Annotated in this window: 25 protein-coding genes; 10 read left to right on the plus strand and 15 right to left on the minus strand. The window is 74.7% G+C overall.

Annotation, left to right across the window (positions count from 1 at the left end):
* Positions 1-75: 75 nt before the first annotated feature.
* A complete protein-coding gene (locus tag ACH4N1_RS13915) occupies positions 76-819 on the minus strand; it encodes an SDR family oxidoreductase (protein ID WP_398097050.1) in 744 nt (247 codons plus the stop codon).
* A gap of 104 nt (positions 820-923) precedes the next feature.
* Between ACH4N1_RS13915 and ACH4N1_RS13920 the strand changes: the two genes are divergently transcribed.
* The 3 genes from ACH4N1_RS13920 to ACH4N1_RS13930 all read left to right on the plus strand — a co-directional run bounded on the left by ACH4N1_RS13920 (position 924) and on the right by ACH4N1_RS13930 (position 4,770).
* Positions 924-1,772, plus strand: a complete 849-nt coding sequence (locus tag ACH4N1_RS13920) for a LysR family transcriptional regulator (RefSeq protein WP_398097052.1) — start codon at positions 924-926, stop codon at positions 1,770-1,772.
* Between the two features lie 222 nt (positions 1,773-1,994).
* Complete coding sequence (locus ACH4N1_RS13925) at positions 1,995-2,984, plus strand: aldo/keto reductase (RefSeq protein ID WP_398097053.1); 990 nt, start codon at positions 1,995-1,997, stop codon at positions 2,982-2,984.
* 577 nt (positions 2,985-3,561) lie between these two features.
* Positions 3,562-4,770 (plus strand): DUF2235 domain-containing protein, encoded by a 1,209-nt coding sequence (locus tag ACH4N1_RS13930; protein ID WP_398097054.1) that lies wholly within the window; start codon positions 3,562-3,564, stop codon positions 4,768-4,770.
* Positions 4,771-4,893: 123 nt separating this feature from the next.
* Here the strand turns inward: ACH4N1_RS13930 and ACH4N1_RS13935 are convergent, their stop codons facing one another.
* Positions 4,894-5,256, minus strand: a complete 363-nt coding sequence (locus tag ACH4N1_RS13935; protein ID WP_398097055.1) for a hypothetical protein — start codon at positions 5,254-5,256, stop codon at positions 4,894-4,896.
* A gap of 585 nt (positions 5,257-5,841) precedes the next feature.
* Between ACH4N1_RS13935 and ACH4N1_RS13940 the strand changes: the two genes are divergently transcribed.
* Positions 5,842-8,013, plus strand: a complete 2,172-nt coding sequence (locus tag ACH4N1_RS13940; RefSeq protein WP_398097056.1) for a hypothetical protein — start codon at positions 5,842-5,844, stop codon at positions 8,011-8,013.
* Positions 8,014-8,193: 180 nt separating this feature from the next.
* Here ACH4N1_RS13940 and ACH4N1_RS13945 read toward each other — a convergent pair whose 3' ends face one another.
* Complete coding sequence (locus ACH4N1_RS13945; protein ID WP_398097058.1) at positions 8,194-8,562, minus strand: hypothetical protein; 369 nt, start codon at positions 8,560-8,562, stop codon at positions 8,194-8,196.
* A gap of 238 nt (positions 8,563-8,800) precedes the next feature.
* On the opposite strand from ACH4N1_RS13945, the gene ACH4N1_RS13950 reads away from it, so the two are divergent.
* From ACH4N1_RS13950 to ACH4N1_RS13975, 6 genes are all read left to right on the plus strand, one after another.
* On the plus strand, positions 8,801-9,094 hold the full coding sequence (locus ACH4N1_RS13950) for a hypothetical protein (RefSeq protein ID WP_398097060.1): 294 nt from the start codon (positions 8,801-8,803) through the stop codon (positions 9,092-9,094).
* The gene (locus ACH4N1_RS13955; RefSeq protein WP_398097061.1) at positions 9,082-9,390 is read left to right on the plus strand and encodes a hypothetical protein; all 309 of its coding nucleotides are present in this window, start codon (positions 9,082-9,084) and stop codon (positions 9,388-9,390) included. Before ACH4N1_RS13950 ends, ACH4N1_RS13955 begins: the two co-directional genes overlap by 13 nt.
* A 596-nt stretch (positions 9,391-9,986) precedes the next feature.
* Positions 9,987-10,910 carry an ABC transporter permease gene (locus tag ACH4N1_RS13960; RefSeq protein WP_398097062.1) on the plus strand — a complete coding sequence of 308 codons (924 nt, stop codon included), beginning with the start codon at positions 9,987-9,989 and terminating at the stop codon, positions 10,908-10,910.
* 264 nt (positions 10,911-11,174) lie between these two features.
* A complete protein-coding gene (locus tag ACH4N1_RS13965; RefSeq protein ID WP_398097127.1) occupies positions 11,175-11,630 on the plus strand; it encodes a cyclic nucleotide-binding domain-containing protein in 456 nt (151 codons plus the stop codon).
* Between the two features lie 24 nt (positions 11,631-11,654).
* Positions 11,655-12,341 carry a CBS domain-containing protein gene (locus ACH4N1_RS13970; protein WP_398097064.1) on the plus strand — a complete coding sequence of 229 codons (687 nt, stop codon included), beginning with the start codon at positions 11,655-11,657 and terminating at the stop codon, positions 12,339-12,341.
* 112 nt (positions 12,342-12,453) lie between these two features.
* Positions 12,454-13,362 carry a universal stress protein gene (locus ACH4N1_RS13975; protein WP_398097066.1) on the plus strand — a complete coding sequence of 303 codons (909 nt, stop codon included), beginning with the start codon at positions 12,454-12,456 and terminating at the stop codon, positions 13,360-13,362.
* A 4-nt stretch (positions 13,363-13,366) separates the two neighbouring features.
* Here the strand turns inward: ACH4N1_RS13975 and ACH4N1_RS13980 are convergent, their stop codons facing one another.
* From ACH4N1_RS13980 to ACH4N1_RS14035, 12 genes are all read right to left on the minus strand, one after another.
* On the minus strand, positions 13,367-13,987 hold the full coding sequence (locus tag ACH4N1_RS13980) for a V-type ATP synthase subunit D (RefSeq protein WP_398097067.1): 621 nt from the start codon (positions 13,985-13,987) through the stop codon (positions 13,367-13,369).
* Positions 13,987-15,474: a V-type ATP synthase subunit B gene (locus ACH4N1_RS13985; protein WP_398097068.1), complete on the minus strand. Its 1,488-nt coding sequence runs from the start codon at positions 15,472-15,474 to the stop codon at positions 13,987-13,989. Before ACH4N1_RS13985 ends, ACH4N1_RS13980 begins: the two co-directional genes overlap by 1 nt.
* Entirely contained in the window at positions 15,471-17,231 is a 1,761-nt protein-coding gene (locus tag ACH4N1_RS13990; protein WP_398097069.1) for a V-type ATP synthase subunit A, read from the minus strand. The genes ACH4N1_RS13985 and ACH4N1_RS13990 overlap by 4 nt, the downstream gene beginning before the upstream one ends.
* Entirely contained in the window at positions 17,228-17,779 is a 552-nt protein-coding gene (locus ACH4N1_RS13995) for a hypothetical protein (protein WP_398097071.1), read from the minus strand. Before ACH4N1_RS13995 ends, ACH4N1_RS13990 begins: the two co-directional genes overlap by 4 nt.
* A complete protein-coding gene (locus tag ACH4N1_RS14000) occupies positions 17,776-18,015 on the minus strand; it encodes a hypothetical protein (RefSeq protein WP_398097072.1) in 240 nt (79 codons plus the stop codon). Before ACH4N1_RS14000 ends, ACH4N1_RS13995 begins: the two co-directional genes overlap by 4 nt.
* The gene (locus tag ACH4N1_RS14005) at positions 18,012-18,428 is read right to left on the minus strand and encodes an ATP synthase subunit C (protein WP_398097074.1); all 417 of its coding nucleotides are present in this window, start codon (positions 18,426-18,428) and stop codon (positions 18,012-18,014) included. The genes ACH4N1_RS14000 and ACH4N1_RS14005 overlap by 4 nt, the downstream gene beginning before the upstream one ends.
* Positions 18,425-19,864 carry a V-type ATPase 116kDa subunit family protein gene (locus ACH4N1_RS14010; RefSeq protein WP_398097076.1) on the minus strand — a complete coding sequence of 480 codons (1,440 nt, stop codon included), beginning with the start codon at positions 19,862-19,864 and terminating at the stop codon, positions 18,425-18,427. Before ACH4N1_RS14010 ends, ACH4N1_RS14005 begins: the two co-directional genes overlap by 4 nt.
* A 37-nt stretch (positions 19,865-19,901) precedes the next feature.
* A complete protein-coding gene (locus ACH4N1_RS14015) occupies positions 19,902-20,837 on the minus strand; it encodes a hypothetical protein (RefSeq protein WP_398097078.1) in 936 nt (311 codons plus the stop codon).
* Between the two features lie 23 nt (positions 20,838-20,860).
* The gene (locus tag ACH4N1_RS14020; protein ID WP_398097080.1) at positions 20,861-22,423 is read right to left on the minus strand and encodes an alpha-ketoacid dehydrogenase subunit beta; all 1,563 of its coding nucleotides are present in this window, start codon (positions 22,421-22,423) and stop codon (positions 20,861-20,863) included.
* 2 nt (positions 22,424-22,425) lie between these two features.
* Positions 22,426-23,361, minus strand: coding sequence for a pyruvate dehydrogenase (acetyl-transferring) E1 component subunit alpha (pdhA, locus tag ACH4N1_RS14025; protein WP_398097129.1), 936 nt, complete (start codon positions 23,359-23,361; stop codon positions 22,426-22,428).
* Positions 23,362-23,519: 158 nt separating this feature from the next.
* Positions 23,520-25,310, minus strand: a complete 1,791-nt coding sequence (gene acsA / locus ACH4N1_RS14030; protein WP_398097082.1) for an acetate--CoA ligase — start codon at positions 25,308-25,310, stop codon at positions 23,520-23,522.
* Positions 25,207-25,851, minus strand: coding sequence for an alcohol dehydrogenase catalytic domain-containing protein (locus tag ACH4N1_RS14035; protein ID WP_398097084.1), 645 nt, complete (start codon positions 25,849-25,851; stop codon positions 25,207-25,209). Before ACH4N1_RS14035 ends, acsA begins: the two co-directional genes overlap by 104 nt.
* Positions 25,852-25,866 lie beyond the last annotated feature (15 nt).

Genomic DNA, 25,866 nt, shown 5'->3' on the forward strand with positions numbered 1-25,866 from the left:
CATCGCGACAAAAGGAGTCTTCGGGTGGAGGAAGCGACCAGGCCACCTCCGCCGGGTGTGCAGGCCGCAGGCCCGTCACCAGGGCACCTCGCCCTCGTCGTCGAAGAAGCGGCCCGTCGGCCCGTCGTCCGGCACGGTCGCCAGCCGGATCGCGGAGGCCGCGCCCTGCTGCGGGGTGCGCACTCCCCGGAACCCGTTGAGGTCGGTCGCCGTGAAGCCGGGGCAGACGGCGTTGACCAGGATGTCCGTGCCGGCCAGCTCCTTGGCGTACTGCACGGTGACGGCGTTGAGGAACGTCTTCGACGGCGCGTAGGCGACGGAGAGGGGACCCGTCTCGGCGCCGGGCGTGCTCTGGAGCGTCAGGGAGCCGACGCTGCTGGAGACGTTCACGATCCGCGGCGACGACGAGCGGCGCAGCAGCGGCAGCAGGGCGTTGGTGACGCGGACGACGCCGATCACGTTGGTCTCCACGGCCGCCCGTACCCGGTCCACGTCGACCGTGGTGGGCTCCTGCGGCCCGCCGCCGGTGATCCCCGCGTTGTTGACGAGCGCGTCGAGCCGCCCGAACCGCTCCTCCAGCAGGCGGGCCGCCGCCGTCACGCTCTCGTCGTCGGTCACGTCCAGCGGCACGCCGAACGCGTCGGCCCCGGCCGCGCGCAGCTTCTCCACAGCGGCCTCGCGCCGCTCCTCGTTCCGCGCGCCGACCCCGACGGACCAGCCGAGGGCGCCGAGCCCGGCGGCGATCTCGTACCCGATGCCCTTGTTGGCACCGGTCACCAGCGCGACCTTCTGTCGGTTCACGATGTTCGTCTCACTCATGACAGCGATCCTTCTCCCGCACCCGGCAGGGCGTCCAAGACCGATCGGGTGGGGGGCGATACCGCCCGGGTATCGCCCCTGGCCGGCCCGGTTACGCTGGCGAGGTGGAAACACGTGAGCTGCGGTACTTCGTCGCGGTCGCCGAGGAGCTGCACTTCGGCCGGGCCGCGCGGCGGCTCGGGATCGCCCAGCCCCCGCTGTCGCGGGCGATCGGAGGGCTCGAACGGCGCCTGGCCACCGCCCTCCTGGAGCGCGGCAGCCGGGGCGTCACCCTGACCGAGGCCGGGGCGGTGCTGCTGCGGGAGGCGCGGGCGGCGCTGGACGCCGTGGAGGCCGCCGAGCGGCGCACCCGCCGGGCCGCCCGCGCCGCGGACGGCCTGCCCGCCGTGGTCCTCGCCGCGAAGGCGGGCGCCTCCGGCGGGCTGCTGGCGAAACTCCTGGACGCCTACGCCGCCGAACCCGGCGCCGTCGCCGTGGACATCGTGCTGTGCGGGCCGGGCGAGCAGGCACGGGTGCTGCGCGACGGCCGGGCCGACGTGGCCCTGCTGCACCGGCCGTTCGACGACACGGCCGGTTTCGACACCGAGGACCTGCACACCGAGGAGCAGGTCGTGATCCTCCCGGCGGGCCACCCCCTCGGCGTCCGTCCCCACCTGCGGCTCGCCGAGGTCACCGGTCTTCCCGACCTGCCCCTCCCCCGTTGGCCGCGTCCCGACGGCACCTTCCCGGACGGCCCCGGCCCGCAGGTGCGCGACCACACCCAGCTCACCCAGCTCATCGCCCTCGGCCGGGCCTGCGCCGTCGTCCCGGAGTCGGGCCGCACCGGGCTGCCCGAGGGCCTCACCGCCGTACCCGTCCTCGACGCGCCCCGCGTCACCACGGTCATCGCCTGGCCCCCGCACAGCCGCTCGACGGCGGTCGCGGGGCTGGTCCGCGCCGCCACCGCCCTGTGACCGACGGGGGACCCGGTCCGCCCGGACAGCCGACTTGCGCTGGAGTGTGCTCCAGGTCGTAGCGTCGCAGACACCGCGGCGCGCGAAGCCCGTTCCGGCCGGAGCCCCTCACGGGATGCCGGACGGTGGAATCCGTCGCTAGATGGATGCGGGGCTTCGTGCCGCCGCGACGACGAGACAACGAACCACGAACCAGTGCGCAGGGAAAGGCTGGAACACGGCATGCGGAAGCGCAGTCTGCGGGACCTCCGGGTATCGGCCATCGGCCTGGGGTGCATGGGCATGTCCGCCTTCTACGGATCCACCGACCGGGAGGAGGGGATCGCGACCATCCGGCGTGCCCTCGACCTCGGGGTGAACTTCCTCGACACCGCCCAGATGTACGGGCCGCTCACCAACGAGTCGCTCGTCGGCGAGGCGATCCGGGGACATCGCGACGAGTACGTGATCGCAACGAAGTTCAACTACCGGATGGACGGCGCGGTACCCGGCGACATCAGCACGGTCGGCCCGCAGGACGGCTCGGCCGAGCACGTGCGGAGCTCGGTCCACGGTTCCCTGGAGCGCCTGGGGACCGACCACATCGACCTGTACTACCAGCACCGGGTCGACCCGAACGTACCGATCGAGGAGACGGCCGGCGCGCTGGGCGAGCTGGTCGCCGAGGGCAAGGTGCGGTGCATCGGCCTGAGCGAGGCGAGCGCGGAGACCATCCGGCGCGCACACGCCGTGCACCCGGTCACCGCGGTGCAGAGCGAGTACTCGCTGTGGTCGCGGGACGTGGAGGCCGAGGTGCTGCCCACCTGCCGTGAGCTGGGCATCGGCTTCGTGCCGTACTCGCCGCTCGGCCGCGGTTTCCTGGCCGGGCGGTTCACCTCACCGGACGAGCTGGACGCGAACGACTGGCGCCGCGAGAACCCGCGCTTCCAGGACGCCAACCTGGAGGCGAACCTCCGGCTGGCGGCGAAGGTGAAGGAGATCGCCGCCGAGAAGGAGGTGACCCCGGCCCAGCTGGCCATCGCCTGGGTACTGGCCCGGGGCGAGGACCTGGTGCCCATCCCGGGCACCAAGCGCCGCACCTACCTGGAGCAGAACGCGGCCGCTGTCGACATCGTGCTGAGCGAGGACGACCTGGCCCGCATCGATGCGGAGCTGCCCGAGGCGGCGGGCGAGCGGTACGACGAGGCGGGGATGAAGACCGTCAATCGCTAGCGGGACTCCGTCGACGTGACGGAACGGCTTCCCGGGCCTCGTCGAACCCGGACGGTGGGTGGCGGCCTCGTGCGGGGATGCCGCGGTGCCGGCCGGGATCGACGAGGCGGCCGGGGTGGCGTACCGGGCCGTCCCCAGGGGATCGCGCGCGCTGACCGGCTCCGGTGCCGCGAGGACCTTCACCGCGCCTTCGGCGCCGGCGACTCGTCGAGGAGCCGCGGCGGGGCGGGGCGAGGACGCGGAACTCGTGGGCCTCCGGGTCGGTGAGCACCCCACAGTGCGTCAGGCGTGGCGTCGGCGCCGCCTTCTCCTGAGTGATGGAGCCGGAACCGGTCACTTCGCGGCGGACACCGCGTGCGGTTCGCGCGGACCGCGTCCGCCGCGGCGGCGACGTCCGGCTGGATGTGAGGTGTACCGACTCACCGGTTTGGTCGCCCTGTCGCCCCGCACCGTCCGCCCGACGTGCCTGCCGTGCGTGCCGTGCGTGGACGGCGTTCGCATGGCGTGGCCCGCCGAGTGGTGGAAACATGGACGGTGTGCTTGGCGCCGCTCCACGCTCGTGCGAGGAGGGATCGTCATGGCCAAGCGTCTGGTCGTCTGCTGCGACGGCACGTGGAACTTCGCCGACCAACGAAGCAAGACCAACGTCGCCAAGGTCGCCCTGTCCGTGCGCCCGGGACACGAAGCGGGCAGGGAACAGCGCGTCTACTACCACCGCGGCGTGGGCACCCACCGGCGGGAGCGGCTGCGCGGCGGCGCGTTCGGCGTGGGACTGTCCCGGAACGTCCTCGACGCCTACCGGTTCCTCGTCGAGATGTACGAGCCCGACGACGAACTGTTCCTCTTCGGTTTCAGCCGAGGGGCGTTCACCGCGCGGAGCCTGGCGGGGCTGCTGCGGAACTGCGGCGTCCTGCGCCGGGACCACGTCGACCGGATTCCGGAAGCCTGGGCTCTGTACCGCGACCGGATCGAGCGGCCGACCGGCGCGGCCGCGACGCTGTTCCGCCGCTCGTACGCGCGCGAGACGCGGATCCACTTCATCGGGGTGTGGGACACGGTCGGCGCCCTGGGCATCCCCGCTCCCGACGCCACCTGGCTGCAGCCGGCCGTACAGCGGTTCAACCACCGCTGGGCGTTCCACGACACCGAGCTGAGCAGCTGGGTGGGGGCGGCCTTCCACGCGCTGGCCATCGACGAACAGCGCTCGGCGTTCCGGCCGACCCTGTGGCACCAGCAGCCCGGCGCCGCCGAGCAGGGCCAGGAGCTGAAGCAGGTGTGGTTCGCCGGGGTGCACTGCGATGCCGGCGGCGGCTACCAGGAGGCGGGACTGTCCGACATCACCCTGCTGTGGATGGTCGGCCAGGCCCGCAGACACGGGCTGGCGTTCGACCCGGAGGTGCTCGGCGCGACCGGGCCGCAGGTGATGACGCCGGAGCGGAGCGTCGACTTCCGCGTGCGGCCGGACGGTGCGGGCGCGGTGCACGACTCGTGGACGGGCGCGTACCGACTGTCCAAGCCCCTGCACCGGCCGCTCGGCAAGGCGGTCGGCGACGACGGCGTGCCGGACGGCAACGAGTTCCTCGCGGTGCCCGCCAAGGAGCGCCACGACCGTGACGCGCGCTACCGTCCGCCGGAGCTGGAGCGGTATCTGAGCGGTCAGGAGTCCGTCCGGCTGGAGCCCGTGCTGCTGCCGGACCTCGCCGCGGGCCTGCCGCCCATGCCTCCCGCGGCGCCCGGCCCCGGCGCGACGGCCCGCGCGCCGGGCGGGCGCGACCGCAGCACCTGAGGCCCTCGACGCGGCGGCGACGCACCCGCCGCGAGGAGGACCGCGGGCCGGCCCGCCGTGCGCGTATGCCCCACGGCACGGACCGTCCGCCGGCAGCGGGGCCGCCGGGGAGGGCGACCGGGTTCAGTGCCCCGCGATCCAGCGTCGGACGGCGTCGTTGACGGTGTCGTCCAGGGTGCTCAACGCCTCCACGGCGTGCAGATCTCCGGGCGCGGGCGCGACGCCCGCCCGGACGAGTGCCGCGTGCAGCTCCAGACGACGGCCGTCGGCCGGAGACAGGGCGGGCCGCCGGCCCGGTTCGGGGGCGTGCCGCGGTGCCTCCTCCTCGGCCCGCGTCCGGGGCGGTACCCGCCAGTCCTCGTCACCCCACTGCCCGCCCGTCTCCGCTCCGTCGAGAGTCGGGTTCGCGTCGACACCGCAGCGGTAGGGGTCCAGGATCAGCTGAGGCACCGTCACGGCGGTCGGTGAGTAGTTCCACTCCTGCATACAACCAACCTCCAACATCGGCGTTCGCTCGGTGTCCAGGAGGCCGCCCGGGCGGCCGGCAGTTGCAGTCCCGGCGGCGGACCACCCGAACGCACCCAAACCCATCTCGTCGGATCAGCGCGCCATCGGAACCCGAGGAGCGGTCGGAGTCGGAGGACGCCGCTGCCGCGTGGTCCTTCCCGCGTGCGGAGGACGGCCGGCGCCGCCCGCGCCGAGACACGGCGGGGCGGCGGGGCGGGTGCGCCGTCCTGGGCATCCCTCAGGACTCGCACCGACTACTTTCGGCCGCGATCTGTTCCGCCGACCGGTTCGTGATGCATGGTGGGGGTGCGGGTCACGCCCCCGGGCGAGGATCTCCCTACTGGGCCGTGCCGGTCTGTGCGGACGGTCGGGCCCGCCGCACCTCCCGGCTCCCCACGGGAGGCATGCGGCTGTCCGGGCGCGGATCGCACGGTGCCCCGCCCGGCGGCGAACGGGATCCGTGAGCGGTTCGGTTCCAGGGCGTCCGGACGGGGCGTGACGTCCGGACGGGGCGTGCGGAAAACTCCCGTGCGTCGGCTCGCACGCCTCTGCGATCATCCCCGGATGGCGCACCGTCTCGAATCGCTGGTCATCCGGCACATGCACCGCCTTCCCCTCCCCCAGGGCTCCGCCGGCGAAGGAGCAACCGCAGCGCGGCAGTTCGACGCGGCGCTGACGTCCGTGGGCTTCAAGCTGTCGTCGGAGTCGCTGGAGCGGCTGTCGGGGCTGTCCGAGGCCGCGGTCGTGCACACGGCCCGGCGGACGCTGCGTGCCGTGAGCGAGATGGTGGGCGACCACGTCCGGCACAACACGTACTTCATCGACTTCCCGGCGAACGTGCCGGACACCGAGGAGTTCTGGATGCGGTGCGTGACGAGGGCGCTCACCGACGACACCTCGCGTGAGAACGTGCTGACCCAGCTGGCACACGGAGTGCTGGACCTGCTCAGCCTTCCTTCGTACGGCCGCTACCAGCACACCTACGAGGAGATGCTCGCGGCGCAGGACGAACTGATCGCCTCGGCCGGCGACCGGGTGACCGTCCTGCACCTCGGGCGGGACCTGGACGACGAACTCACGGACCTGTACCTGGCCCTGGCGGGCAGCACGACGCCGCTGGGCGAGGAGCACCTGGGTGACCTCGGGATCCTCGCCGGGCGGTGCGCCCTCGGCCCTCAGCCGGAGTCGATCCCGGTGCGGGAGAACCGGGCGGTGGTCAACGAAGCCCGTCTCGCCGTCGGCGCGGACCTCCTGCTGGACACCGTCACCGATGTGCTGCGGCTGGCGTGCGCCCTGTCGGGCGGCGACGTGACGCTGCGGGAACCGACCCGGTTCCGGGCCCTGTCGCGGCCGGTCCGCCGCGCGCTGCTCGCGGGCCTCGACGCCGTGGTCGCGGCGAACCCCGCCAAGCTGGCCGACGTGCACGCGCACCGCGAGCCCTTCAAACGGCTCGGTGAGCGTCTCCACCCGCACGAGTACCCCCGCTGGCCGCACGCCGCCGACGTGTTCGCCGTGGCGCGGGGCGAGAAGGAGGCCCGGTCCTTCGACAGCCGTGTCGAGAAGCTGCTCGACGACTACGACGTCCTCGGCGCGACGCGGCTGCTGAAGTCCGCTCCCGGCAAGCTGTTCCGCGCTCTGGACCTCTTGCTGCGCATCGCCGCCGACCAGGGGGAACGGGACGCGGTGGTGGCCGCCGCGGTGGAGGTCGCCCCCCGGGTCTCCGGCCGGGTCGTGCTCTCGGTCCGCGAGCACTTCCAGAACCGGGAGCGGGAGACGGCCGAGCCCCGGATCTTCGTCAACCGCCGGGGCCGCGGCTGGGTCGCCCCGGACGTACGGCCGCCCGTGCCCGCGGCCGACCGTGAGCGTCTGATCGCCGCCCTCGACGCCGAGACACGGCGCCGGCTCCCCGCGCCGGGCCGGCTGCTGCTCGGACCCGACATCCTCGACGTGGCGCTCCCGCTCAGCGGCAGGGCGACCGCGGCCGGGCTCGGTGTCCTGCCCCGCGGTTCGGTCTCGGCCGTCGAGGGCGAACGGCTGCGCTTCTTCGTGTACTGGAAGGAGGCCGGGCAGCGGACCGACTACGACCTCTCGGCGCTGCTCCTCCACACGGACTACAGCACCGACTCCTGGCTGTCCTACACGTCCCTCACGGCCGTCGGGGGCAAGCACTCGGGCGATGTCACCGAGGCGCCCGACGGGGCCTCGGAATTCATCGACCTGTCCCTGGACCGGGTGCGCAGCACCTTCGTCGTCCCGCAGGTCAACATCTACGCCGGCGAGAGCTTCGAGGAGGTCGAGGAGTCGTTCTTCGGTTTCATGCTGCGCGACGGCGAGCAGAAGGGCCGCCCGTTCGAGCCGCGCACGGTGCGGATGAAGTCGGATCTTCGCGGGGCGGGTCGGGTGGCGCTGCCGCTGGTGTTCCGGCGCGAGGACGACGGCCGGTGGCACGCGAAGTGGCTGCACCTGTACCTGAGGGGCATCGCGTCGGCCAACCGGGTGGAGGAGAACCGGATCTCGGTGTCCAAGGTGGTGCGCGCCGTGGTCGAGCGCGACTACCTGACGGTCCGTCACCTGGTCGGCCTCATGTCCGGCGACACCACGGCCGTGGACGTGTGGAACGGCGAGCAGGTCCCGGACGAGCCGGTGCTGTACATCGGTCTCGAACGCCCCGAGGGCCTGCACCCGGACTCCCGGGTCGTCACGCTGGAAAATCTCCGCGACCTGATCCCGGCCTGAGTGCTAGCGTTGACCGCGGCGAGGCCATGAAGGGACTTCCTTCTCAACTCCTTTCCTGAAACGAGTTCTTTCGCTTTCCTCGCCGTCGACGTCGCTCCGGGCGGCGCCCGCGCTCACCGCGCGAGCGCCGCCCGCGGCACGTTCAGGACGTGTGGGATCGGCCGGCCGCGGGCCGGGACATCAGGAGACGCGCTTCAGCTGCCAGGCGTTGTTGCTGAAGCTGGGGGTCGACGAATAGACGCAGCTGCTGGTGTAGTACGAGCTGGTCTGGACCCAGCCGGCGGGCTGGTAGGTGGAGGCGCAGGCGTTGACCACCGTGCCGACCGGCAGACCGGTGAGCTGCTTTATCTGCTTGATGTTCGGGCTGAAGCTCTGCGTGCCGCAGCTGCTGCTGTAGCCCCAGCTGACGTCGACGAAACCGGCCGGTGTGAGGACGCTCGCGCAGGAGGTGGAGACGTCACCGGGGGCGGCCTGGGCGGGCGCGGCGGACAGGGCGAACATCGCTGCTGTGCCGACGAGGGCGAGGCAGGCGGAACGAAGGCGACGCATCTGTGGTGACTCCTTCTGATCGCGGGCGGCCGGTCAGGCCGAGAAGGCATTTCTACGGGCCGCCGATCCGTTCGGACAGGGACTTTCCGGTCGAACGCGCATGCCGATTCAGGCTCGAACCCGGGCCCCGGCCCGGACTCGGTCCCGCGCCCGGGTGAAACCCCCGCCGCCGGTCCGGAACCGCGAGGATCCCACGGGTTGTCTCCCTCCTCGCCGACTCGAGGTGAGGGAGGAACAGGTGACGAGACGTACGCGCAGGCATGCGGGGACATGGGCCGCCGCACTGGTGGTGGTCGTGGGGTGCCTGGTCGCAGGGTGCTCCGACGGCTACGCCGACGAGCGCGGCAAGGGGGACGCCCCCGTGCGGGGCAGGGCGGGTGACGACACTCCGGCCGAGGTGTTCAACATGCCCGACGGGTTCGGGAACCTGGCCACCAAGTGTGTGGGGCACGGGTTCCGGGCGTACGTGACCACCAACGCCGACGCGCCGTCCAACCTGCAGATCGTGCAGGACGAGACGTGCGCCGGCTGATCCGGGGAGCCCTCGGGGCGGTGCTGGTGGTCCTCGCCGTCTCGGGGTGCTCCGAGAGGCACTACGACGAGCGGGGCAAGGCCGATGCGCCGGTGGCGGGCCGGGCCGGGGAGGACTCCCCGGCCGAGGTGTACGACTTCCCCGACGGGTTCGGGAACGTCGCCACCAAGTGCGTGGGGGACGGCAGACGGGGTTACGCCACCACGAAGTCCGTCCGGCAGGAGGACGAGGACGATGTCGTGATCCTCCCGGCCCACGCGGTGATCGTGGACGACTCGGAGTGCCGGGTGCCCTGATCAGCCCCCTCGCTCCGCGCAGGCCCGGCAGACTCCACCGGGAGCGGGTGCTCGGCCCCGGCGCCGCACCGCTCCGCGTCGGCACCCGGGGTGGGAGGCTCTTCGCCGATCCGGCGGACCGTCCCTGCTGTCTCCTCCGGGGCTGACGGGGGCCACCGGTGGTGTCCGTGGCGGGCCGGTGGACGCGCTGTGGCCGTGGAAGCCGGCGGACGCCGCGGCCGTCGCCGCCGAGCTGAACGGCCGGCCCCGCGCACCGCTCGCCGGGAACCCCGCCGAACGCCTCGCTGAGCGGGATCCGTACACCTCGCCCGCACCGCCACGGGGCGCGGGACCCCCGGCCGCCACCGCTGCCCGGCGACGCACCCGGGCGACCGGGGACACCTGAACGCGGACGCTCGACCGGGGACGCCCGACGCGGCGGTGCAGCCGCTGGAGCGGGTCTCCCGGTGAGCCGGCGACCGGGCCTGCCGGCCCCTCCCGCGGGGACCGGACGGCCCCGGCCTCCCGTTCCCTCCGGAGGTTGGTATGGACACCATGGACACCGACCCACCCTGAACTTCTCCGTGCGGCAGGAGGCGTACCGCACCCTGGGGCCGGTGGACGAGCGCGTCGTGGCGCCCCCGGGGCCGACCGGGCTCGCCGCCACCCGACGGCTGGCCGTCCTCGCGGACGATCCCGACGTCGACGGGGTGCTGAGCGCCCGGACCGCCCAGGCGTCGGCCGTCAGCGGTGCCGCCGGGCGGACGGTGGCCGAACCGCGGGTCCTGGCGTGGCAGCTGGACTTCGACGAGGCGTCGCGCTTCGGCTCCGCGGGCGGGGACTCCGGCCTCGGCGGCCCGGCCCCGGGGCCGGGCCGGGTCGTGGTCAACGAGCCGCTGGCCCGGTCGCTGAGCGTGTCCGCCGGGGATCCGGTCACGCTGTACCTGTTCGGAACGCCGCGGACGTATCGGGTGGAGCGGGTGGTGCCGGAGGAGGGCCTGGCCGGTGTGGGCCTGGGCGGCAGGCTGAACCGGGACGTGTTGGCGACCCGGCTCCAGGGCGGGCAGCTCGCGTCCAGCCTGGTGGCCACCCCCGTCGAGTCGGACATCCGCCGCCAGTTCGACTCCAGTACCGCCTTCTTCCGCCTCATGCAGGGCTTCCTCGCCCTGGGTCTCGGCGTGGGCATCACCGGCCTCGGCGTCGTCATGGTCCGGTCCGTACGCGAACGCCGCCGCACCATAGGCATCCTGCGGGCCCTCGGCTTCCGGGCCCGGACCGTCCAGCGGTCCTTCCTGTGGGAGAGCGGCTTCATCGCCCTGGAGGGGATCGTCCTCGGCTCGCTCCTGGGTGTCCTCACCACCTGGCTGATGTACCGCGACAGCGCGGCCCTCGAAGGCCTCGAAGGGGGTTTCCCGGTCGAGTGGGCCGGCATCGGCGGCCTGGCGGCGGCCACCTTCGCCGCGTCGCTGCTGGCCACGATCGGACCGGCACGACGTGCCGCCGCCATCCGCCCGGCGCTCGCGGTCCACGTCACCGAGTAGCGGGGACCCGTCAGCCGGGCGGCCGCGGACGGGCCCACCGCACCGGCGGTGGGGCACCCGCGTCGCCGGGGGTGGTGCGCGGCCGTCGCCCGCCCGGGTTGCGCCGGGCCTGTTTGCGGCGATGGTGGAGTCATGCGGCCGGGAGCGGGAGGCCACCGGGTCCCGGTCCCCTCCCCGGCCGCGCGTCGGCCTCGTGCTGAGACGTCGGTGAGCGGACCGGAGTCCGTTCCCACGCCGAGGTCACGGAGAAGGGAGTCCGTCGTGGTGGCGAGGACCGGCGTTTTCGGCGCCCTGAGCAAAGAGCATCGCGAGCAGCTCATGGCGCTCGCGCACGAGGTGTCGTTCGAGGCGGGCGAGCGCCTCTTCGACGAGGGCGGCGAGGCAGACCGCTTCTGGATCATCCACACGGGCACGGTGGCACTCGACCTGCGCGTGCCGGGGCAGCGGCCGGCGGTCATCGAGACCCTCGGTGCCGGGAAGCTGCTGGGCTGGTCCTGGCTGGTCCCTCCCCATCGGTGGCATCTGGGGGCGGAGGCCGACAGCCCGGTGCGTGCCTACGAGTTCGACGCGGCGGCGGTGCGTGAGATGTGCGCGAAGGATCCGGGGCTGGATCACGAGCTGTGCACCTACGTCTCCGGTGTGCTCGCGCGCCGGCTCAGGTCCTCACGGATGCGGCTGCTCGACCTGTACGCGCCGCACGGCGCGGGCGAGGTCCCCTGACCGGGCGGAACGAGGTGCCCGGCAATGCCGCAGACCCCGCACATCGTGAGCGACGTGATGACCCGGACGGTCGTGGCCGTCGGCCGTGACGCGCCCTTCAAGGAGATCGTCCGGACCATGGAGCAGTGGAAGGTGAGTGCCCTGCCGGTCCTCGAGGGCGAGGACCGGGTGGTCGGCGTCGTCTCCGAGGCCGACCTGCTGCCGAAGGAGGAGTTCCGCGACGGGGACCGGGGCCTCGTCGCGGAACGCCGACGGCCGTCCGACGTGGCGAAGGCGGGAGCGGCCACGGCGGCGGAGCTCATGAGCAGCCCCGCGATCACGGTCCACGGCGACGTCACGCTGGCCCAAGCTGCCCGGATCATGGCCGTCCGGCACGTCAAGCGTCTGCCCGTGGTCGACGGCATCGGCATGCTCCAGGGCATCGTCAGCCGGGCCGATCTGCTGAAGGTCTTCCTGCGGCCGGACGAGGACATCGAGGAGGAGGTCCGGCGCACCGTGGTGTCGTACCTCTTCCCGGGCATCAGCCACGCCCTCCACGTGAACGTGCGCGAGGGGGTCGTCACCCTCCGCGGGCCCATCCGCGACACCTCGCTCGTCCCGGTCGCCGTGCGTCTCGTACGCGCCGTGGAGGGCGTCGTGGACGTCGAGCCCCACCTCACCGGCCCGGACGGCACCGGCCCGGACGGCACCGGTGCGGAGGAGGCGCGGTGAGCCGCCGCGACGGCGCGCGCCGCGGGGCGATGCCGTGGCGGCTCCCGACGAGTGCGGTCACGCTGGGAAGGACGGGGAACGGACGGCGGCACGGGAATCTGCTGGAGGTGCCATGAGTGGTGCGCACGGGCGTGAGCCGATCGTCGTGGGCGTCGACCCCGATCCGTCGAAGCGGCTGGCCCTCGCCTGGGCCGCCGACGAGGCCGAACGCCGTGGCCTGCCGGTGCGGCTCGTCCACGCCCAGGGGGTACCGACGAGCGGGTACCGCACGGGCGAGGCGCGGCCGTCCTGGGAGGAGTGGAACCGCGCGCTGCACGAGGCGGGGGCCCGGACCCTCGAGGAGGCGGTCGCCTTCGTCGAGTCCCGGCGGCCGACCGTGGAGGTGTCGACGGTGCTGGCGGAGGGAGAGCCGGCGTGGGTGCTGCGCGAGGAGGCGGGGAACGCCTCCCTGGTCGTGGTGGGCTCCTGGCAGCTGAGTACCCGGCGCGAACTGTTCACCTCCGCCTCCGTCGCGCTCCCGGTCTCCGCCCACGCTCCCTGCCCCGTCGTCGTCGTTCCCGAGCCGGAGCACGTCACCGAGGAGCCCCCGTACCTCGTCGTCGGCGTCGACGGCAGTCCGCACGCGGCGGCCGCGGTGGACGTGGCGTTCGAGGAGGCGGCCCTGCGCGGAGCGGTCCTCAGGGCCCTGTACGTGTGGCACCCGCCGCTCCTCGGCGTGCTGGACGAGGACGCGGCCCTGCAGAAGTGCCGCCGGGTGCTGTCCGAGACGGTCGCGGGCCGGACCGCGAGGTACCCGGGAGTGGAACTGCACCACGAGGTCGTCCACGGCCATCCCGTGCGGGTCCTGACGGAGGCCTCGGAACACGCGCTGGGCCTGGTCGTCGGCACCCGCGGGCACGGGGGTTTCAGCGGCATGCTCCTCGGCTCGGTGAGCCAGGGCGTGCTGCACCACGCCCACTGCCCCGTCATCACGGTCCCGGTGCGGGACGCCGAACCCGGCGAGCGCGAGCGCCGGACCTGAGCGGTCACCGCTCGAAGGTGCGAGCCGCCCAGCGCCGCCGGACACCGTCCTCGTGCTCGGCCTGCTCCAGGGCGAGCTCGGTCCGGTCGAGCGCCTCCCGCAGGCGTGGGATCCAGTGGCGCCGCAGGGCACGGACCCGGTGCCGGGTGCTGACGACCTCCGCGCCCATCAGTTCGGCGGCGTCGTGGGCGACGGCGTACTCCGCGGCGGCGCGCAGGGCACGGCCGTAGACCGCCTCGGCGTGGACGAGCGCCGTGTTGGCGGGCGCGGCGGACGTGGGCGGGCGGGCGGGCACCGTCACGGTGGCCGCGACCGGGCGGCGCACTCCCAGGGAAGCGGTCCAGTCCACCGCGACCTCGGCGGGGCCGATGCCGGCCGCGGCCGCGTCGAGGGCCTGCTCCCCGCTGAGGAGCAGGCCCCGCAGCAGCCAGGTCTCGGCCTCGGACAGCAGGTCGCTCCACGCACGGGCGGCCGCCTCCTCCGCCCGCAGCAGCCGTTGGTGCTCGGTGCGCAGGACACGGAGCTTCCGCTCCAGGAGGCCGGCGCCGCGTTCGGCCACGTCGAGGCTGCGACGCAGCCGCAGCCGTCCGGCACGGCCGGGCGGCGTACGACCGGCGCCGGTCATCAGGACGCCTCCCCGTCACGGTCGTCGACGGCGGCACGGTCGTCGAAGGCGTCACGGTCGTCGAAGGCGTCACGGTCGTCGAGGGCGTCACGGTCGTCGAGACGGTCGAGGTCCTTCGCGCCGTGGGCGTCGAGGAGGGCGGCGGGAAGCATGGAGAGCTGGCTGCGGGGCAGCGTGAGCAGGGCCCGCCAGCCGCGTTCCAGTGCGTCGTCGAGGCTTCGCGACTCGTCGCCGCGCTGGTCGACGAAGTCGCGCAGGAACGCCTCGTCGAAGTCGAGGTGGCGGCGGTCGGTGGGGCTCAGCGCCGCGTGGCCGACCAGGTCCGCGAGGTCACGGACCTGCCGGGCGCGGGCCAGGGCGGCCAGCAGCTGGGCGGCGACGTCGAGGTGGTCGTCGCGGGTACGGCCCGGGCCCGCGCCCTTGCGCATCAGCCGGGAGAGGGAGGACAGGGCGTCCAGCGGCGGGTACACGCCCCGCGCGTGGGTCCGGGGCGAGAGCACGATCTGGCCCTCGGTGATGTAGCCGGTCAGGTCGGGGACCGGATGGGTGATGTCGCCGGCGGGCATGGTGAGCACCGGCAGCACGGTGACCGAGCCGGGACGCCCGCGGATGCGCCCGCAGCGTTCGTACAGGGAGGCCAGGTCGCTGTAGAGGTAGCCGGGGTAGGCGCGGCGGGCGGGGACCTCCCCGCGGGCGGCGGAGACCTCGCGCAGGGCCTCGGCGTACGTCGTCATGTCGGTCATGACGACCAGGACGTGCCGTCCCTCGGTGAAGGCGAGGTGTTCGGCGACGGTGAGCGCGATGCGGGGGGTCAGGATCCGTTCGATCACCGGGTCGTCGGCGGTGTTCAGCAGCAGGACCAGTTCCCCGGCCGCGGACCGTTCCTCCAGGACGTCGCGGACGAAGGAGGCGTCGGTGTGCGTCAGCCCCATGCCCGCGAAGACGACGCTGAACGCCTCGCCGCCGACCGTGGCCTGCGCGGCGATCTGGGCGGCCAGTTCCAGGTGCGGCAGCCCGGCCACCGAGAACACCGGCAGTTTCTGCCCGCGGACCAGCGTGGTCAGGGCGTCGATGGCGCCGACGCCGGTGAGCACCGGTTCGGACGGCGGCTCGCGCCGCACCGGGTTGACGGGGGCGCCGCCCACCTCGGCCCGGTGGGAGCCGAACACGGGCGGCCCGTCGTCGACGGGGGCCCCGCGGCCGTTGCAGACCCGGCCGAGCCAGTCCGTGCCGACCGGGACGCGCAGCGGGCTGCCCGTGAAGGCCGCGCGGACGCCCCGCGGGTCCATGCCGGCGGTGCCCTCCAGCACCTGGACGACCGCCAGTCCGCGGTCGGCGTCCAGGACCACGCCGTGGCGCCGTTCGCCCGAGGCGAGGGTGAGGTGCGCGTACTCGTCCCAGCCGACCCCCGAGACGCCCTCGACGACCGCGAGCGGACCCCGGAGTTCGCGCACCGTCGTGTACTCGATTCCGCCGGAGCCGCTCATGACCGCACTTCTCCCAGCCCGGCGAGCATGGCGTCACGCCGCGCCGTCACACCGGCGGCGTCGTGCGGTCCGGTGTCCTCCCGCGCGCGCAGCAGCGGGCCGAAGTCGGCCTCCTCGACCGACGCCGCTGGAACACCGGAGTCCACCAGTTCCCGGCAGCGGTCGACGACCGCCAGGACGGCGTCGGCCAGGGCGGCCGTCTTCTCCGGCCCGCAGTAGGCGTCCCGCTCCGACAGCGCGTTCTGCTGGAGCACGCCCTCCCGCACCAGCCGGCCCGCCAGCACGCTGACGCGCTCGCGCGCCGGGAGGGCGGCGATCCCGATGAGGTCCACCAGGTCGGCCAGCCGGTCGGCCTCCGCCAGTGCCGCTCCCACCCGGTCGCGGTGCCGGGACCACTGCGGGTCTCCGGCCGCCCGGTGTCCCGCGGCCAGCACGGGGACGTCCCGGGAGAAGGAGCCCGCCCAGGAGACCGCCGGGTAGTGGCGGGCGTAGGCGAGGTCGCGGTCCAGGGTCCACAGGCAGCGGACGAAGCGTTCGGTGTGGGCCGTGACCGGTTCGGTCAGGTCGCCGCCGGGCGGGGACACCGCGCCGATCACGGTCACCGAGCCCCGGTCCCCGCCGAGCGTGGTCACCGCGGCGGCCCGCTCGTAGAAGGCCGCGATCGCCGAGGCCAGTCCGGCCGGGTAGCCCTCCTCCGCGGGCAGGGCGCCGGTACGGGAGGCGAACTCGCGCAGCGCCTCGGCCCAGCGGGACGTCGAGTCGGCGATGACCACCACGTCCAGGCCCATGTCGCGGAAGTACTCGGCGACCGTCATCCCCGTGTGGACACTGGCCTCGCGCGCCATCATCGGCATGTTGGAGGTGTTCGCGATCGTCACCGTGCGGTCCGCCAGGCGGCCGCCCGTGCGCGGGTCCCGCAGCTCCGACAGTTCGGTGATGACGTCGGCCATCTCGTTGCCGCGCTCTCCGCAGCCGACGTAGACGATGACGTCCGCGTCGCACCACTTGGCGATCTGCTGGAGCAGCATCGTCTTGCCGGTGCCGAAGCCGCCGGGCACCGCGACGGTGCTGCCCCGGGCCACCGGGAAGAGCAGGTCGATCACCCGCTGACCGGTGTCGAGCGGCTCGTGGGTGTCGACGCGCTCCCGCACGGGGCGGGGCCTGCGCACCGGCCACAGGGTGTCCAGTCCCACGTCGGTGCCGCCCACCACGGCCACGACGGCGTCCCGCGGCTGGTTCCCGGGAGCGGCGATCCGTGTCACCGTGCCCCCGCGGCCGGGTGGCACGAGGACCTTCAGCCGTGCCGGTCCCGCGCCGGCGACCTCCGCGAGCGGCTGCCCCTCGGCCAGTTCCTCGCCCTCCACCGCGAGGGGGGAGAAGGCCCAGGCGCGTTCTGCCGCAGCGGTCCGCCGCGTCCCCGGCAGCAGCCAGTCGCCGGCGGCGTCCAGGGGGCGCAGCAGTCCGTCGAAGATCCCGCCGAGCAGGTGCGGTCCGAGCCGCACCGACAGCGGCCGGCCGCGGGGCAGTGCCGGCTGTCCCGGAGCGAGCCCGCCGGTGTACTCGTACGCCTGGACGGTGACCACGTCGCCGCTGATGGCCACGACCTCGCCGGGCAGTCCGGCGGGGCCGATCGAGACCAGGTCGTACATCGCGGTGCCGCCCGCGTAGGCGATCTCGACCAGGGGTCCGGTGACGCGCAGGATCCGGGAGACCGGCTGCCCGGCGGCCGGCGCATCCGTCCCGGTGGGCTCGCTCACTCCTCCCACAGGGTCCGCACCTCCGCCGCCATGCTGTCCAGGGCTCGGTCGGCCAGGGCGGTCAGCGACAGGTCGACCCGCTTTCCGGGGACTTGGGCCACCACTCCCCCGTCGGCGGGCTCGGTGATCTCGGCGTCCGGGCCGAGGAGCGTGCGGGCGCGCTGTTCCAGCCGCTCGCGGAGAGCGGCGTAGCCGTCGGCCCGGCGCAGCCCGCGGACTCGTTCGGCGGCCCGGCGGCGCAGTTCCTCGTACGGTTCGCGCCGGGCGGACAGCGTGCGGGACCTGGCCGCCCGGCGGGCTCCGACGAGGCGGGCCCGGGCGGCGTCGGCGCCGTCGGCCTCGCCCTGCCGCCGGGCCTCCTCGAGGATCGACCGGGCCCGGTCCTCGGCCCGGCCGAGCCGGGCGGCGGCCTCCCGCGCGGCGCGGGCGGAGAGCGCCTCCGCGTCGGCGTGAGCGGCCCGCAGCAGTTCCGCCCGGACGGGGTCGAGGGCGTCGGCCCGTCCCGGGTCCGGGGCGTGCGGCGCGCGGTCGGCGGCCCGGGACGTCATGGCGGCATCACGGTGGTCAGCCGGCGGCGGCCCGCGGACACCGTGGGGTCCAGGTCACGGCCCAGGGCCTCGGCCGCGGCAGGGGTGAGGATCACCAGGTCGACGCCGTCCGGCAGGCTCCGCCAGGCCCGCCGTACGGCCTCGGGGTCGTCGGCCGCCAGGACGAGCGCGCCGGCCAGCGCGAGACCGGCCACCCGCGACCGCTCGCCGAGAGCGGCGACGCGTCCCACGGTCACGCCTTCCCGATGAGGATGACCGCGACGACCAGCCCGTAGATGGCGATGCCCTCGGCCAGGCCGACGATGACCATGGCCCGGCCGAACAGTTCGGGCCGTTCGCTGAGCGCGGCGAGGGCGGCCGCGCCGGTGTAGGCGACGGCGATGCCCGCGCCGATGGTGGACGCGGCCACCGCGATCGCGGCGCCGATCAGGGCGGCGGAGCCGGAGCCCGAGTCCTGGGCCGCCGTGGTCGCGGCCCGGGCGGGTCCGCCGCCCAGTGCCAGGGTGAGGACCACGGTGGCGGCGACCAGGAGCACGGCGTCGGCGGCGACCATCCACCACAGGGCCGTCCGGCCCGAGCGCCGCAGCGCCAGGCGTGCGGCGACGAAGCCCGCCGCGATGACGGGCAGTGCCAGGAACCAGGTGGTCACGGGTGCTCCTCCCTCGGCGGGCCGGGGCGGGCGGCCTCCGCCGCCGCGGGCGGCCCGGGGTCGCCGGCCGGGCCCGGGACGTGCTCGACGGGCAGCCGCCAGGGTCTGAAGGGACGTCCCTCTCCCTCGAAGAGCCGGGAGAAGAGTTCGTAGTACTCCAGGCGCAGCGCCTGGACGCCTGCCACCAGTGCCTCCAGCGAGAAGGCCAGGGCGTTGCCCGCGAGGAGGACCAGCAGCGCGGCGGCGACTCCGGCCGGGCCCCGGCCCGCCAGGGCCCTCGTGCCGTCCCAGACGATCGCGCCGAGCGCCGCGTGGGTGAGCCCGAAGGCCGCCAGCCGCGTGAAGGACACGACGTTGGAGGCGGTGCGGACCGTCGTGTCGAGGAGCTGGACGGCGGTCTGCACGGCTCCGCCGGGGCCGCCCGCCGTGGCGGCGTACAGTCCCGCCCCGGCCAGGGCCAGGCCGGTGAGGGCGATGACGGCTCCGGCGGCGGCGAACGCCGGCCGGCCGAGCCACACGCATCCGGCGACGGCGGCGAGACCGAGGTGGAGCGCGGCTCCGGCGATGCCGGTCGGCGAGTACGTGGCCGCGGCCGGCCCGCTCTCCCGCCACCGGTTCACGATGCCCGCGGCGTGGGCGAGGGCCAGCAGCACGGCGCCGAGCACGACGGCGGCGGCCAGCAGCCGCACGGGCTCCTCCAGCGGCGCCAGCCACAGCACGGGAAGCACTCCGGTCGGGCCGAAGAACTCGCCGTACGCCACGCCCGCCAGCGTGGCGGCGAGCCCGGCCGCGGCGACGGAGGGCCACAGCGGGCGCAGGGCGGCGAGCCGGCGCGGCCGGCCGGCGCGCAGCACGAGGGCGAGGGCGACGAGCAGCAGCCCGTGGCCGGCATCGCCGAACATCACGCCGAACATCACCGCGTAGGCGATCCCGGCCGGCAGGGTGGGGTCGAGGTCGGCGTAGGGCACGGTGCCGTACGTGCTGACCAGCGGAGTGAAGGAGCGGCGCACGGCCCTTGCCGGGTGCGCGCCGTCCGCTCCGGTCAGCAGGGTCGGCGGGTCGACGCCGCGCGGGCGCTTCAGCACCAGCAGCGCGCCCCCGGCACCGGCGATGCGGGCGGCCGTGGCGTCGACCTCCGCCGCGGGGCACCAGCCGGCGAGTGCGGCGGCCTCGCCGTGCCGGACGGCGCTGCCGAGGCGTTCCTCCAGTTGCGCCTCGCCCGCCAGGAGGTCGGTCCGGCCCGCGCGTTCCAGGGCGTCCAGGTCGGGGGGCGCCTCGCTGAGGACCGGTCGGGCCGGCTCGGTGCGCAGCCGTCGCAGGCGCGTCGCCGCGGGCCCGGATGCTCGCGGCCCGCCTTCCCCGGTGACGTCGATCTCGACGCGGCCCGCCTCGGCGATCCGGACCAGGCTCTCCCGCAGCGCCCTCTCGGGGGCCACGACGGCCACCCTGCGCATCCTGACCGGAACCACCGGCTCAGCCCGGACCATCGAGCACCTCCCCGGCCCGGTCCCCCGGCCCGCCGCCCCGTGCGGCCAGTTCCAGCGCGCCGCGGGTCCGCCATGCGTCGGCCGACAGCAGCGCGGCGGCTCCCACGACCGGCCGGGGACCGAAGCGGGCCCGGCGCAGCAGTTCACGGCCGTCCTGTTCGACCGCGTCCCACCAGCGGGCCTCCGCCCGCCAGAGGTCCGCCGCGTCCTCGACGTCCTCCAGCAGCCACCCGGCGGTGGCCGGCAGCGCCTGCCGGAACTCCGCGTACGACCCGGCGGCCACCGCTCGGGGGCCGAGCAGGCGGGCCGCCCGGTGGGCGGGGACGTCCGGCACGCGGCGGCCGACGACGAACGTCTCGCGCCCGAGGAGCAGGGCGAGCCGGGCCGCCGCCCAGCGTCGCGCGTCGGGGACGGCGGCGGCGAGGCGCAGGGCGGCCGCGACCCGCATGCCGGTGGCGATCGCGGCCGGCGAGTCGCCCCCGGGGTCGCCCCAGGCGGAGGCCGCCAGCGCGGCGCGCAGTTCCGGGGGCGAGCGCGTGGCGGCGACCCGTTTCCAGGCGATCGCCAGCGCACCCAGACGGTAGGGCGGGGGCTGGAGGCGCTGTCCGCCCGAGGGTTCCGGGTCGGCCGTGAGCGCGCGCAGACGGTGCTCGGTGTTGGAGATCTCGAATCCGGCGGCGAGTGCCCGGACGGCGTGCGCCCCGTCGGCCGGCTGCCAGCCGGCGAGGACCCGCAGATGCCACAGCAGGGTCGCCGAGACGGCCCGCTGGGCTTCGGCCGGCGTGGTGCCCGGGGTGATGTCGCGGCGGTACGGGGTGGCCGCCAGGTAGCGCAGCGCGTCGTCGAGTTCGCGTGCGGACGCCACCTGCCCGACGCCCTCGGCGCCCAGGCACCTGGTCCGCAGCGCCCGTGCCCGGGTCACACCCGCCACCCGGCCCGCCCCCATCAGGGGCCTCCTGCCCGTGGTCGGCGCGGGCTCCCCGGCTCCCGGGCCCGGCGGCCTTCCGGCGGCAGGGCCGACGGGTCCTGGGCCCGGTCGCCTTCCGGCGGGACGGCCGACGGGTCCTCGACCCGGTCGCCTTCCGGCGGGACGGCCGACGCCCCGTCCGCCGCGAGGTCCTCGAGCACCAGGGCGAGCACCCGGTCGACGAGCAGGGGCATCCGGTTCCCGGCACGGTCGCGCACGGCGGCCGCCTCGCGTTCCGCCTCGGCGAGCAGTGCCGCGGCCTCGCCGTCGGCCACGCGCAGCACCTGCTCGGCGGTGCGCGCCCGCACCTGGCGGGCCTCCTCCCGTGCCGCGGCCACGACGGCCTCGGCCCGCTGTTCGGCCGCACGGCGTCGCGAGGCCGCGGCGGCCTCGGCCCGTTCGCGGACGCGCCGGGCTTCCGCCTCCGTCCGTTCGAGCAGAGCCAGGGGCGGTACGAGTTCGGCACGGAGTTCGGCGGAACGGTCCGCGGGGACACCACCCGGTGCGGCCCGGCCCGGCGAGGCCGCCGGCCGGAACCGCGTCAGGAAGTCCCGGAAACCCGTCACACGCTCTCCTCCAAGTGGGCCAGGTCCCGCTCCCCAGTCTCCCCGGTGGGCGGTGACCTGTCGCGTCGTCCCCGGCGGCCCGTCCCGCGAGGGGCGCCGGCCCACGGGCCACGGCGGTTGATCGGTGCGAGACCGGGCCCAGGGTGAACGGCTTCCCGTTCGCCAGGCCTCGTCGACGACCACCGCACGGTGGGTGCGGGCCACGGAAGCGGCGACGGCCCCGGCGTCGAGGGGCCGGAGTGTGCGCAGGTCGATCACCTCGGCGCTGATGCCCGCGGTGGCGAGTTCGTCCGCCGCCGCGAGGGTCTTGGGCAGCGAACCGCCGTAGGTGATCAGGGAGATGTCGGTGCCGGGCCTGCGGATCGCGGCGTGATCGAGGTCCACGGGCGCGGTGTCGGGGAGGAGTTCGCCGGAGACGTTGTAGAGGGTTCCGTGTTCGAAGATCAGGACCGGGTCGGGGTCGGCGAGCGCCGGAGCGAGCATGTGGCGCGCGTCGTCGACGGTGGCGAGGGCCAGGACGCGGATTCCGGGGATGTGCGCGTACCAGCCCTCCAGGCTGTGCGAGTGCTGGGCCGCGAGCTGCCGGCCGGCGCCCGTGGTCATGCGGATGACCAGCGGTACGGGCAGCTGGCCGCCCGACATGTGCAGCAGGGTGGCGGCGTTGTTGAGGATCTGGTCGAGGGCGAGCAGACTGAAGTTGACGGTCATGATCTCGACGATCGGCCGCAGCCCGGCCAGGGCGGCGCCGATGCCGGCACCCACGAACCCGGACTCCGACAGCGGGGTGTCGCGGACGCGCGCGGGGCCGAACTCCTCCAGCAGACCGAGGCTGACGCCGAAGCATCCGCCGTAGCGGCCCACGTCCTCGCCCATCAGGAAGACACGGTCGTCGGAGCGCAGGGCGTCCCTCAGCGCCTCGCGCATCGCTTCCCGGTAGGTCGTCCTCGCCGCCTCCGGCGGCCCGCTGTCACCCATGGTCAACTCGATTCCGTCGCGGCACTGGTGACGTGGTGCAGGAGATGCTCCACCGGCTCCTCGGGTGCCTGCTCGGCCGCCTCCACGGCGTGGTCGACCTCGGCGGCGACCCGGTGTTCGATGCCGGCGAGCGTCTCGTCGACCGGCTCACCGTCCTCGCGCATGCGGTCGAGGAGCCGGTTGATCGGGTCCCGTTCCTTCCACCGCTCGACCTCCGCCTTGCCGCGGTAGCGGTCCGGGTCGTACATGGAGTGGGCGCGGAAGCGGTAGGTGCGCAGTTCCAGGAAATGCGGCCCGGCGCCGGCCCTGACGGCCTCGGCGGCCCGGCGGGCGGCCTGTTCCACGGCCTCGACGTCCATGCCGTCGACGGCCCAGGCGACCATGCCGTACGAGGCGGCCCGCATGGCCAGGTCGGTCTGCGCCTCGTGCCGGTCCAGGGCCGTGCCCATGGCGTAGAGGTTGTTCTCGCAGACGAGCAGCAGAGGCAGCCGCCACAGGGCCGCGAGGTTCGCCGTTTCGTGGAACTCGCCCTCGGCGAAGGCGCCGTCGCCGAAGAAGCAGCAGGTGACGCGGCTGTCCGCGCGCATGCGGTCGGCGAGCGCGAGGCCGGCGGCCAGGGGGAGGCCACCGGCGACGATCGCATTGCCGCCGTAGAAGCGCCGGCCGGCGTCGAACAGGTGCATGGAGCCGCCCCGGCCGCCGCTGCACCCGGTCGTCCTCCCGTACATCTCGGCCATGACGGCCTCGGACGGGATGCCGCGGGCCAGGGCGTGGCCGTGTTCGCGGTAGGTGGCGACGACCGCGTCCTCGGGGGTCAGCGCCTCGTTGACGCCGACGGCGACGGCCTCCTCGCCGATGTACAGGTGGACGAAGCCGCGGATCCTGGTGGCGCTGTACAGCTCGACGCACCGTTCCTCGAAGCGCCGGATGCGCACCATGGCCTCCAGCAGGTCCGTGCGGTGCGCGGCGCCGGGGCGGCCGGCCGCGGACCGGGTGCTCGTGCGCGCGGCCGTCGGGGACGGGTCCTCGGCCTTCCGGGCCGCCGGGTCCTTCCGGGCCGCCGGGGTCTTCCGCGGGCGGGTGGTTCGGGGCGGGCTCATGCGGATCCCTCCAGGGTGGACAGGTCGCCCTCGGGCAGGCCGAGTTCGTGTGCGCGCAGCAGACGGCGCATCACCTTCCCGCTGCGGGTCCTGGGCAGGTTCTGGTCGAACGCGATCTCCCTGGGGGCGACGGCGGGCCCCAGCTTGCGGCGGCCGAAGGCCAGCAGCTCCCGTTCCAGGTCCGGGGTCGGCCGGATGCCGGGGCGCAGCGACACGAACGCCTTGACGACGTTCCCGGCGACCGGGTCGGGCCGTCCGATCACGCCCGCCTCGGCCACCGACGGGTGCTCCATCAGCGCGCTCTCGACCTCGAACGGGCCGATGAGGTGGCCGGCCGACTTGATGACGTCGTCGGCGCGTCCCACGAACCAGTACCAGCCGTCGGCGTCCCGGCGGACCAGGTCACCGGTCAGGTACCAGCCGTCGGCGAACGCGGCGTCGTAGCGCTCCTGGTCGTGCAGGTAGCCGCGGAACATGGACGGCCAGCCCGGCCGCAGCGCCAGTTCGCCCTCGATGTCGGCGCCGCGCACCTCGGTGACCCGGCCGCCGGTGACCAGGGCCCGGCCGTCCTCGCCCTGCTCCAGCACGGTCGCCTCGACGCCGGGCAGCGGCCGCCCCATCGAGCCGGGCCGGATCTCGCAGGCGGCGAAGTTCGCGATCATGATGCTGCCGGTCTCGGTCTGCCACCAGTTGTCGTGCACCGGCAGGCCCAGGACGTCCCGGCCCCACAGGACGGCCTCCGGGTTGAGGGGCTCGCCGACGGAGGCGACGAAGCGCAGGGCCGACAGGTCGTGGGAGCGCGGCAGGTCGTAGGGGCCGTGGCGCGGTGTGGCGCGCATGAGCATGCGCAGGGCCGTCGGAGCGGTGTACCAGACGCCGACCCGCTGTTCGCCGAGGATCCGGTACCAGCGCCGGGCGTCGTAGTCGCCCTCGTCGACGACCACCGTCGCGCCGTGGACGAGCGGGGCGATGATCCCGTACGACATGCCGGTGACCCAGCCGGGGTCGGCGGTGCACCAGTACACGTCCCCGGGGTGCAGGTCGAGCGCGTGGGCGGCGGTGGCGTAGTGGGCGACGACGGCCTCGTGGACGTGGACCGCGCCCTTGGGGGTGCCGGTGGTGCCGCTGGTGAAGTGCAGCAGGGCCATGTCGTCGGGCGCGGTGGGCGGGATGGTGAAGGTGTCGGGGGCGGCGGACGTCAGCTCGTCGAAGGAGGAGGCGCCGGGCAGGTCGGCGGCGCCGGGCCCGACGATCAGGACGTGTTCCAGCGCGGGCAGCGAGGCCCGGCGTTCGGCGACCTTGCGCCGGTAGAGGGCCGCGGTGGTGACCAGGACCCGCGCGTCGCCGAGGCGCAGCCGCTGTTCGACCGGGTCGGGGCCGAAGGCGGAGAAGAGCGGGCAGAGCACGCCGGTGTTCTTCAGCGTGCCCAGCACCGTGGTGTACAGCTCGGGGCACCGGCCGAGCAGGGTGAACACCCGGTCGCCCCGGCCGACCCCCAGGGAGCGCAGGACGTGCGCGAAGCGGGCGGTGCGGCGGGCGAGTTCCGCGTACGTGACGGTGGTGACGGAGTCGTCCCGGGCGACGCAGCGCAGGGCGATGCGGTCCGCGTGGTCGGACGCGGCGTGCCGGTCGACCGCCTCGTGGGCCATGTTGAGGCCGCCGCCGGGCAGTCCGGCCAGCCGGTCACGGGCCTGCGCCCAGGTGAAGTCCGAGCGGGCCCGCTCGTAGTCGGCGAGCAGGGGCGGGACGGCCGATGTGGTGTCCTTGCGGATGGTTTCCCGGTGCATCGGTGCGCCTCCCGGCACTCCTCCCGGCACTCCTCCCGGCACTGCGTCCCGGGGCCGGCCGGCCCGTGCGGGCTCCGGATCCCGGCCCCTGCCACTCCCGTCGCAGCACGGCCTCGAGGGCTCCGGTGCCGGCGTCCCGCGAGAAGATCCCGTGGGGGTTTCCCCTCCGGTCGAGGCCGGGGGTGTGGGTGACCGGCCGGGCGGCACCTCCGTGGCACCGGCCGTACCTGCGGTCCCGGCACGCCGGGCAGCGGCCGCACACGGAGACGGAGACGGACGACACGATCATCTGGTGACCGGGGAGCAGGCCGTGGACGTCACGCCCGGCCTCCACGACCTCGCCCACGGCCTCGTGGCCGAGGACCGTCCCCGGCTTCGCCTCGGGTAGGTCGCCCCGCAGGATGCGCGGGTCACCGCCGCGGACGCTGGTGGCGTCGACGCGCACGACGGCGTCGGTCGGCTCCTGCCTCGTGGGGTCCGGGACGGTGTCCCAGGAGATGCGCCCCGGACCGTGGTGGACGAGCGCACGCACGGTACTCACTTCCTCGCTCCCCCA

The organism is Streptomyces sp. NPDC017202 (assembly GCF_044331705.1).
Lineage (GTDB): Bacteria > Actinomycetota > Actinomycetes > Streptomycetales > Streptomycetaceae > Streptomyces.

What these genes read in the sequence shown, in the direction of transcription:
- ACH4N1_RS13915 (WP_398097050.1), bottom strand. Translation starts at nt 819, where the DNA reads ATGAGTGAGACGAACATCGTGAACCGACAGAAGGTCGCGCTGGTGACC.
- ACH4N1_RS13925 (WP_398097053.1), top strand. Translation starts at nt 1,995, where the DNA reads ATGCGGAAGCGCAGTCTGCGGGACCTCCGGGTATCGGCCATCGGCCTG.
- ACH4N1_RS13930 (WP_398097054.1), top strand. Translation starts at nt 3,562, where the DNA reads ATGGCCAAGCGTCTGGTCGTCTGCTGCGACGGCACGTGGAACTTCGCC.
- ACH4N1_RS13935 (WP_398097055.1), bottom strand. Translation starts at nt 5,256, where the DNA reads ATGCAGGAGTGGAACTACTCACCGACCGCCGTGACGGTGCCTCAGCTG.
- ACH4N1_RS13940 (WP_398097056.1), top strand. Translation starts at nt 5,842, where the DNA reads ATGGCGCACCGTCTCGAATCGCTGGTCATCCGGCACATGCACCGCCTT.
- ACH4N1_RS13945 (WP_398097058.1), bottom strand. Translation starts at nt 8,562, where the DNA reads ATGCGTCGCCTTCGTTCCGCCTGCCTCGCCCTCGTCGGCACAGCAGCG.
- ACH4N1_RS13970 (WP_398097064.1), top strand. Translation starts at nt 11,655, where the DNA reads ATGCCGCAGACCCCGCACATCGTGAGCGACGTGATGACCCGGACGGTC.
- ACH4N1_RS13975 (WP_398097066.1), top strand. Translation starts at nt 12,454, where the DNA reads ATGAGTGGTGCGCACGGGCGTGAGCCGATCGTCGTGGGCGTCGACCCC.
- ACH4N1_RS13980 (WP_398097067.1), bottom strand. Translation starts at nt 13,987, where the DNA reads ATGACCGGCGCCGGTCGTACGCCGCCCGGCCGTGCCGGACGGCTGCGG.
- ACH4N1_RS13985 (WP_398097068.1), bottom strand. Translation starts at nt 15,474, where the DNA reads ATGAGCGGCTCCGGCGGAATCGAGTACACGACGGTGCGCGAACTCCGG.
- ACH4N1_RS13995 (WP_398097071.1), bottom strand. Translation starts at nt 17,779, where the DNA reads ATGACGTCCCGGGCCGCCGACCGCGCGCCGCACGCCCCGGACCCGGGA.
- ACH4N1_RS14020 (WP_398097080.1), bottom strand. Translation starts at nt 22,423, where the DNA reads ATGGGTGACAGCGGGCCGCCGGAGGCGGCGAGGACGACCTACCGGGAA.
- pdhA (WP_398097129.1), bottom strand. Translation starts at nt 23,361, where the DNA reads ATGGTGCGCATCCGGCGCTTCGAGGAACGGTGCGTCGAGCTGTACAGC.
- acsA (WP_398097082.1), bottom strand. Translation starts at nt 25,310, where the DNA reads ATGCACCGGGAAACCATCCGCAAGGACACCACATCGGCCGTCCCGCCC.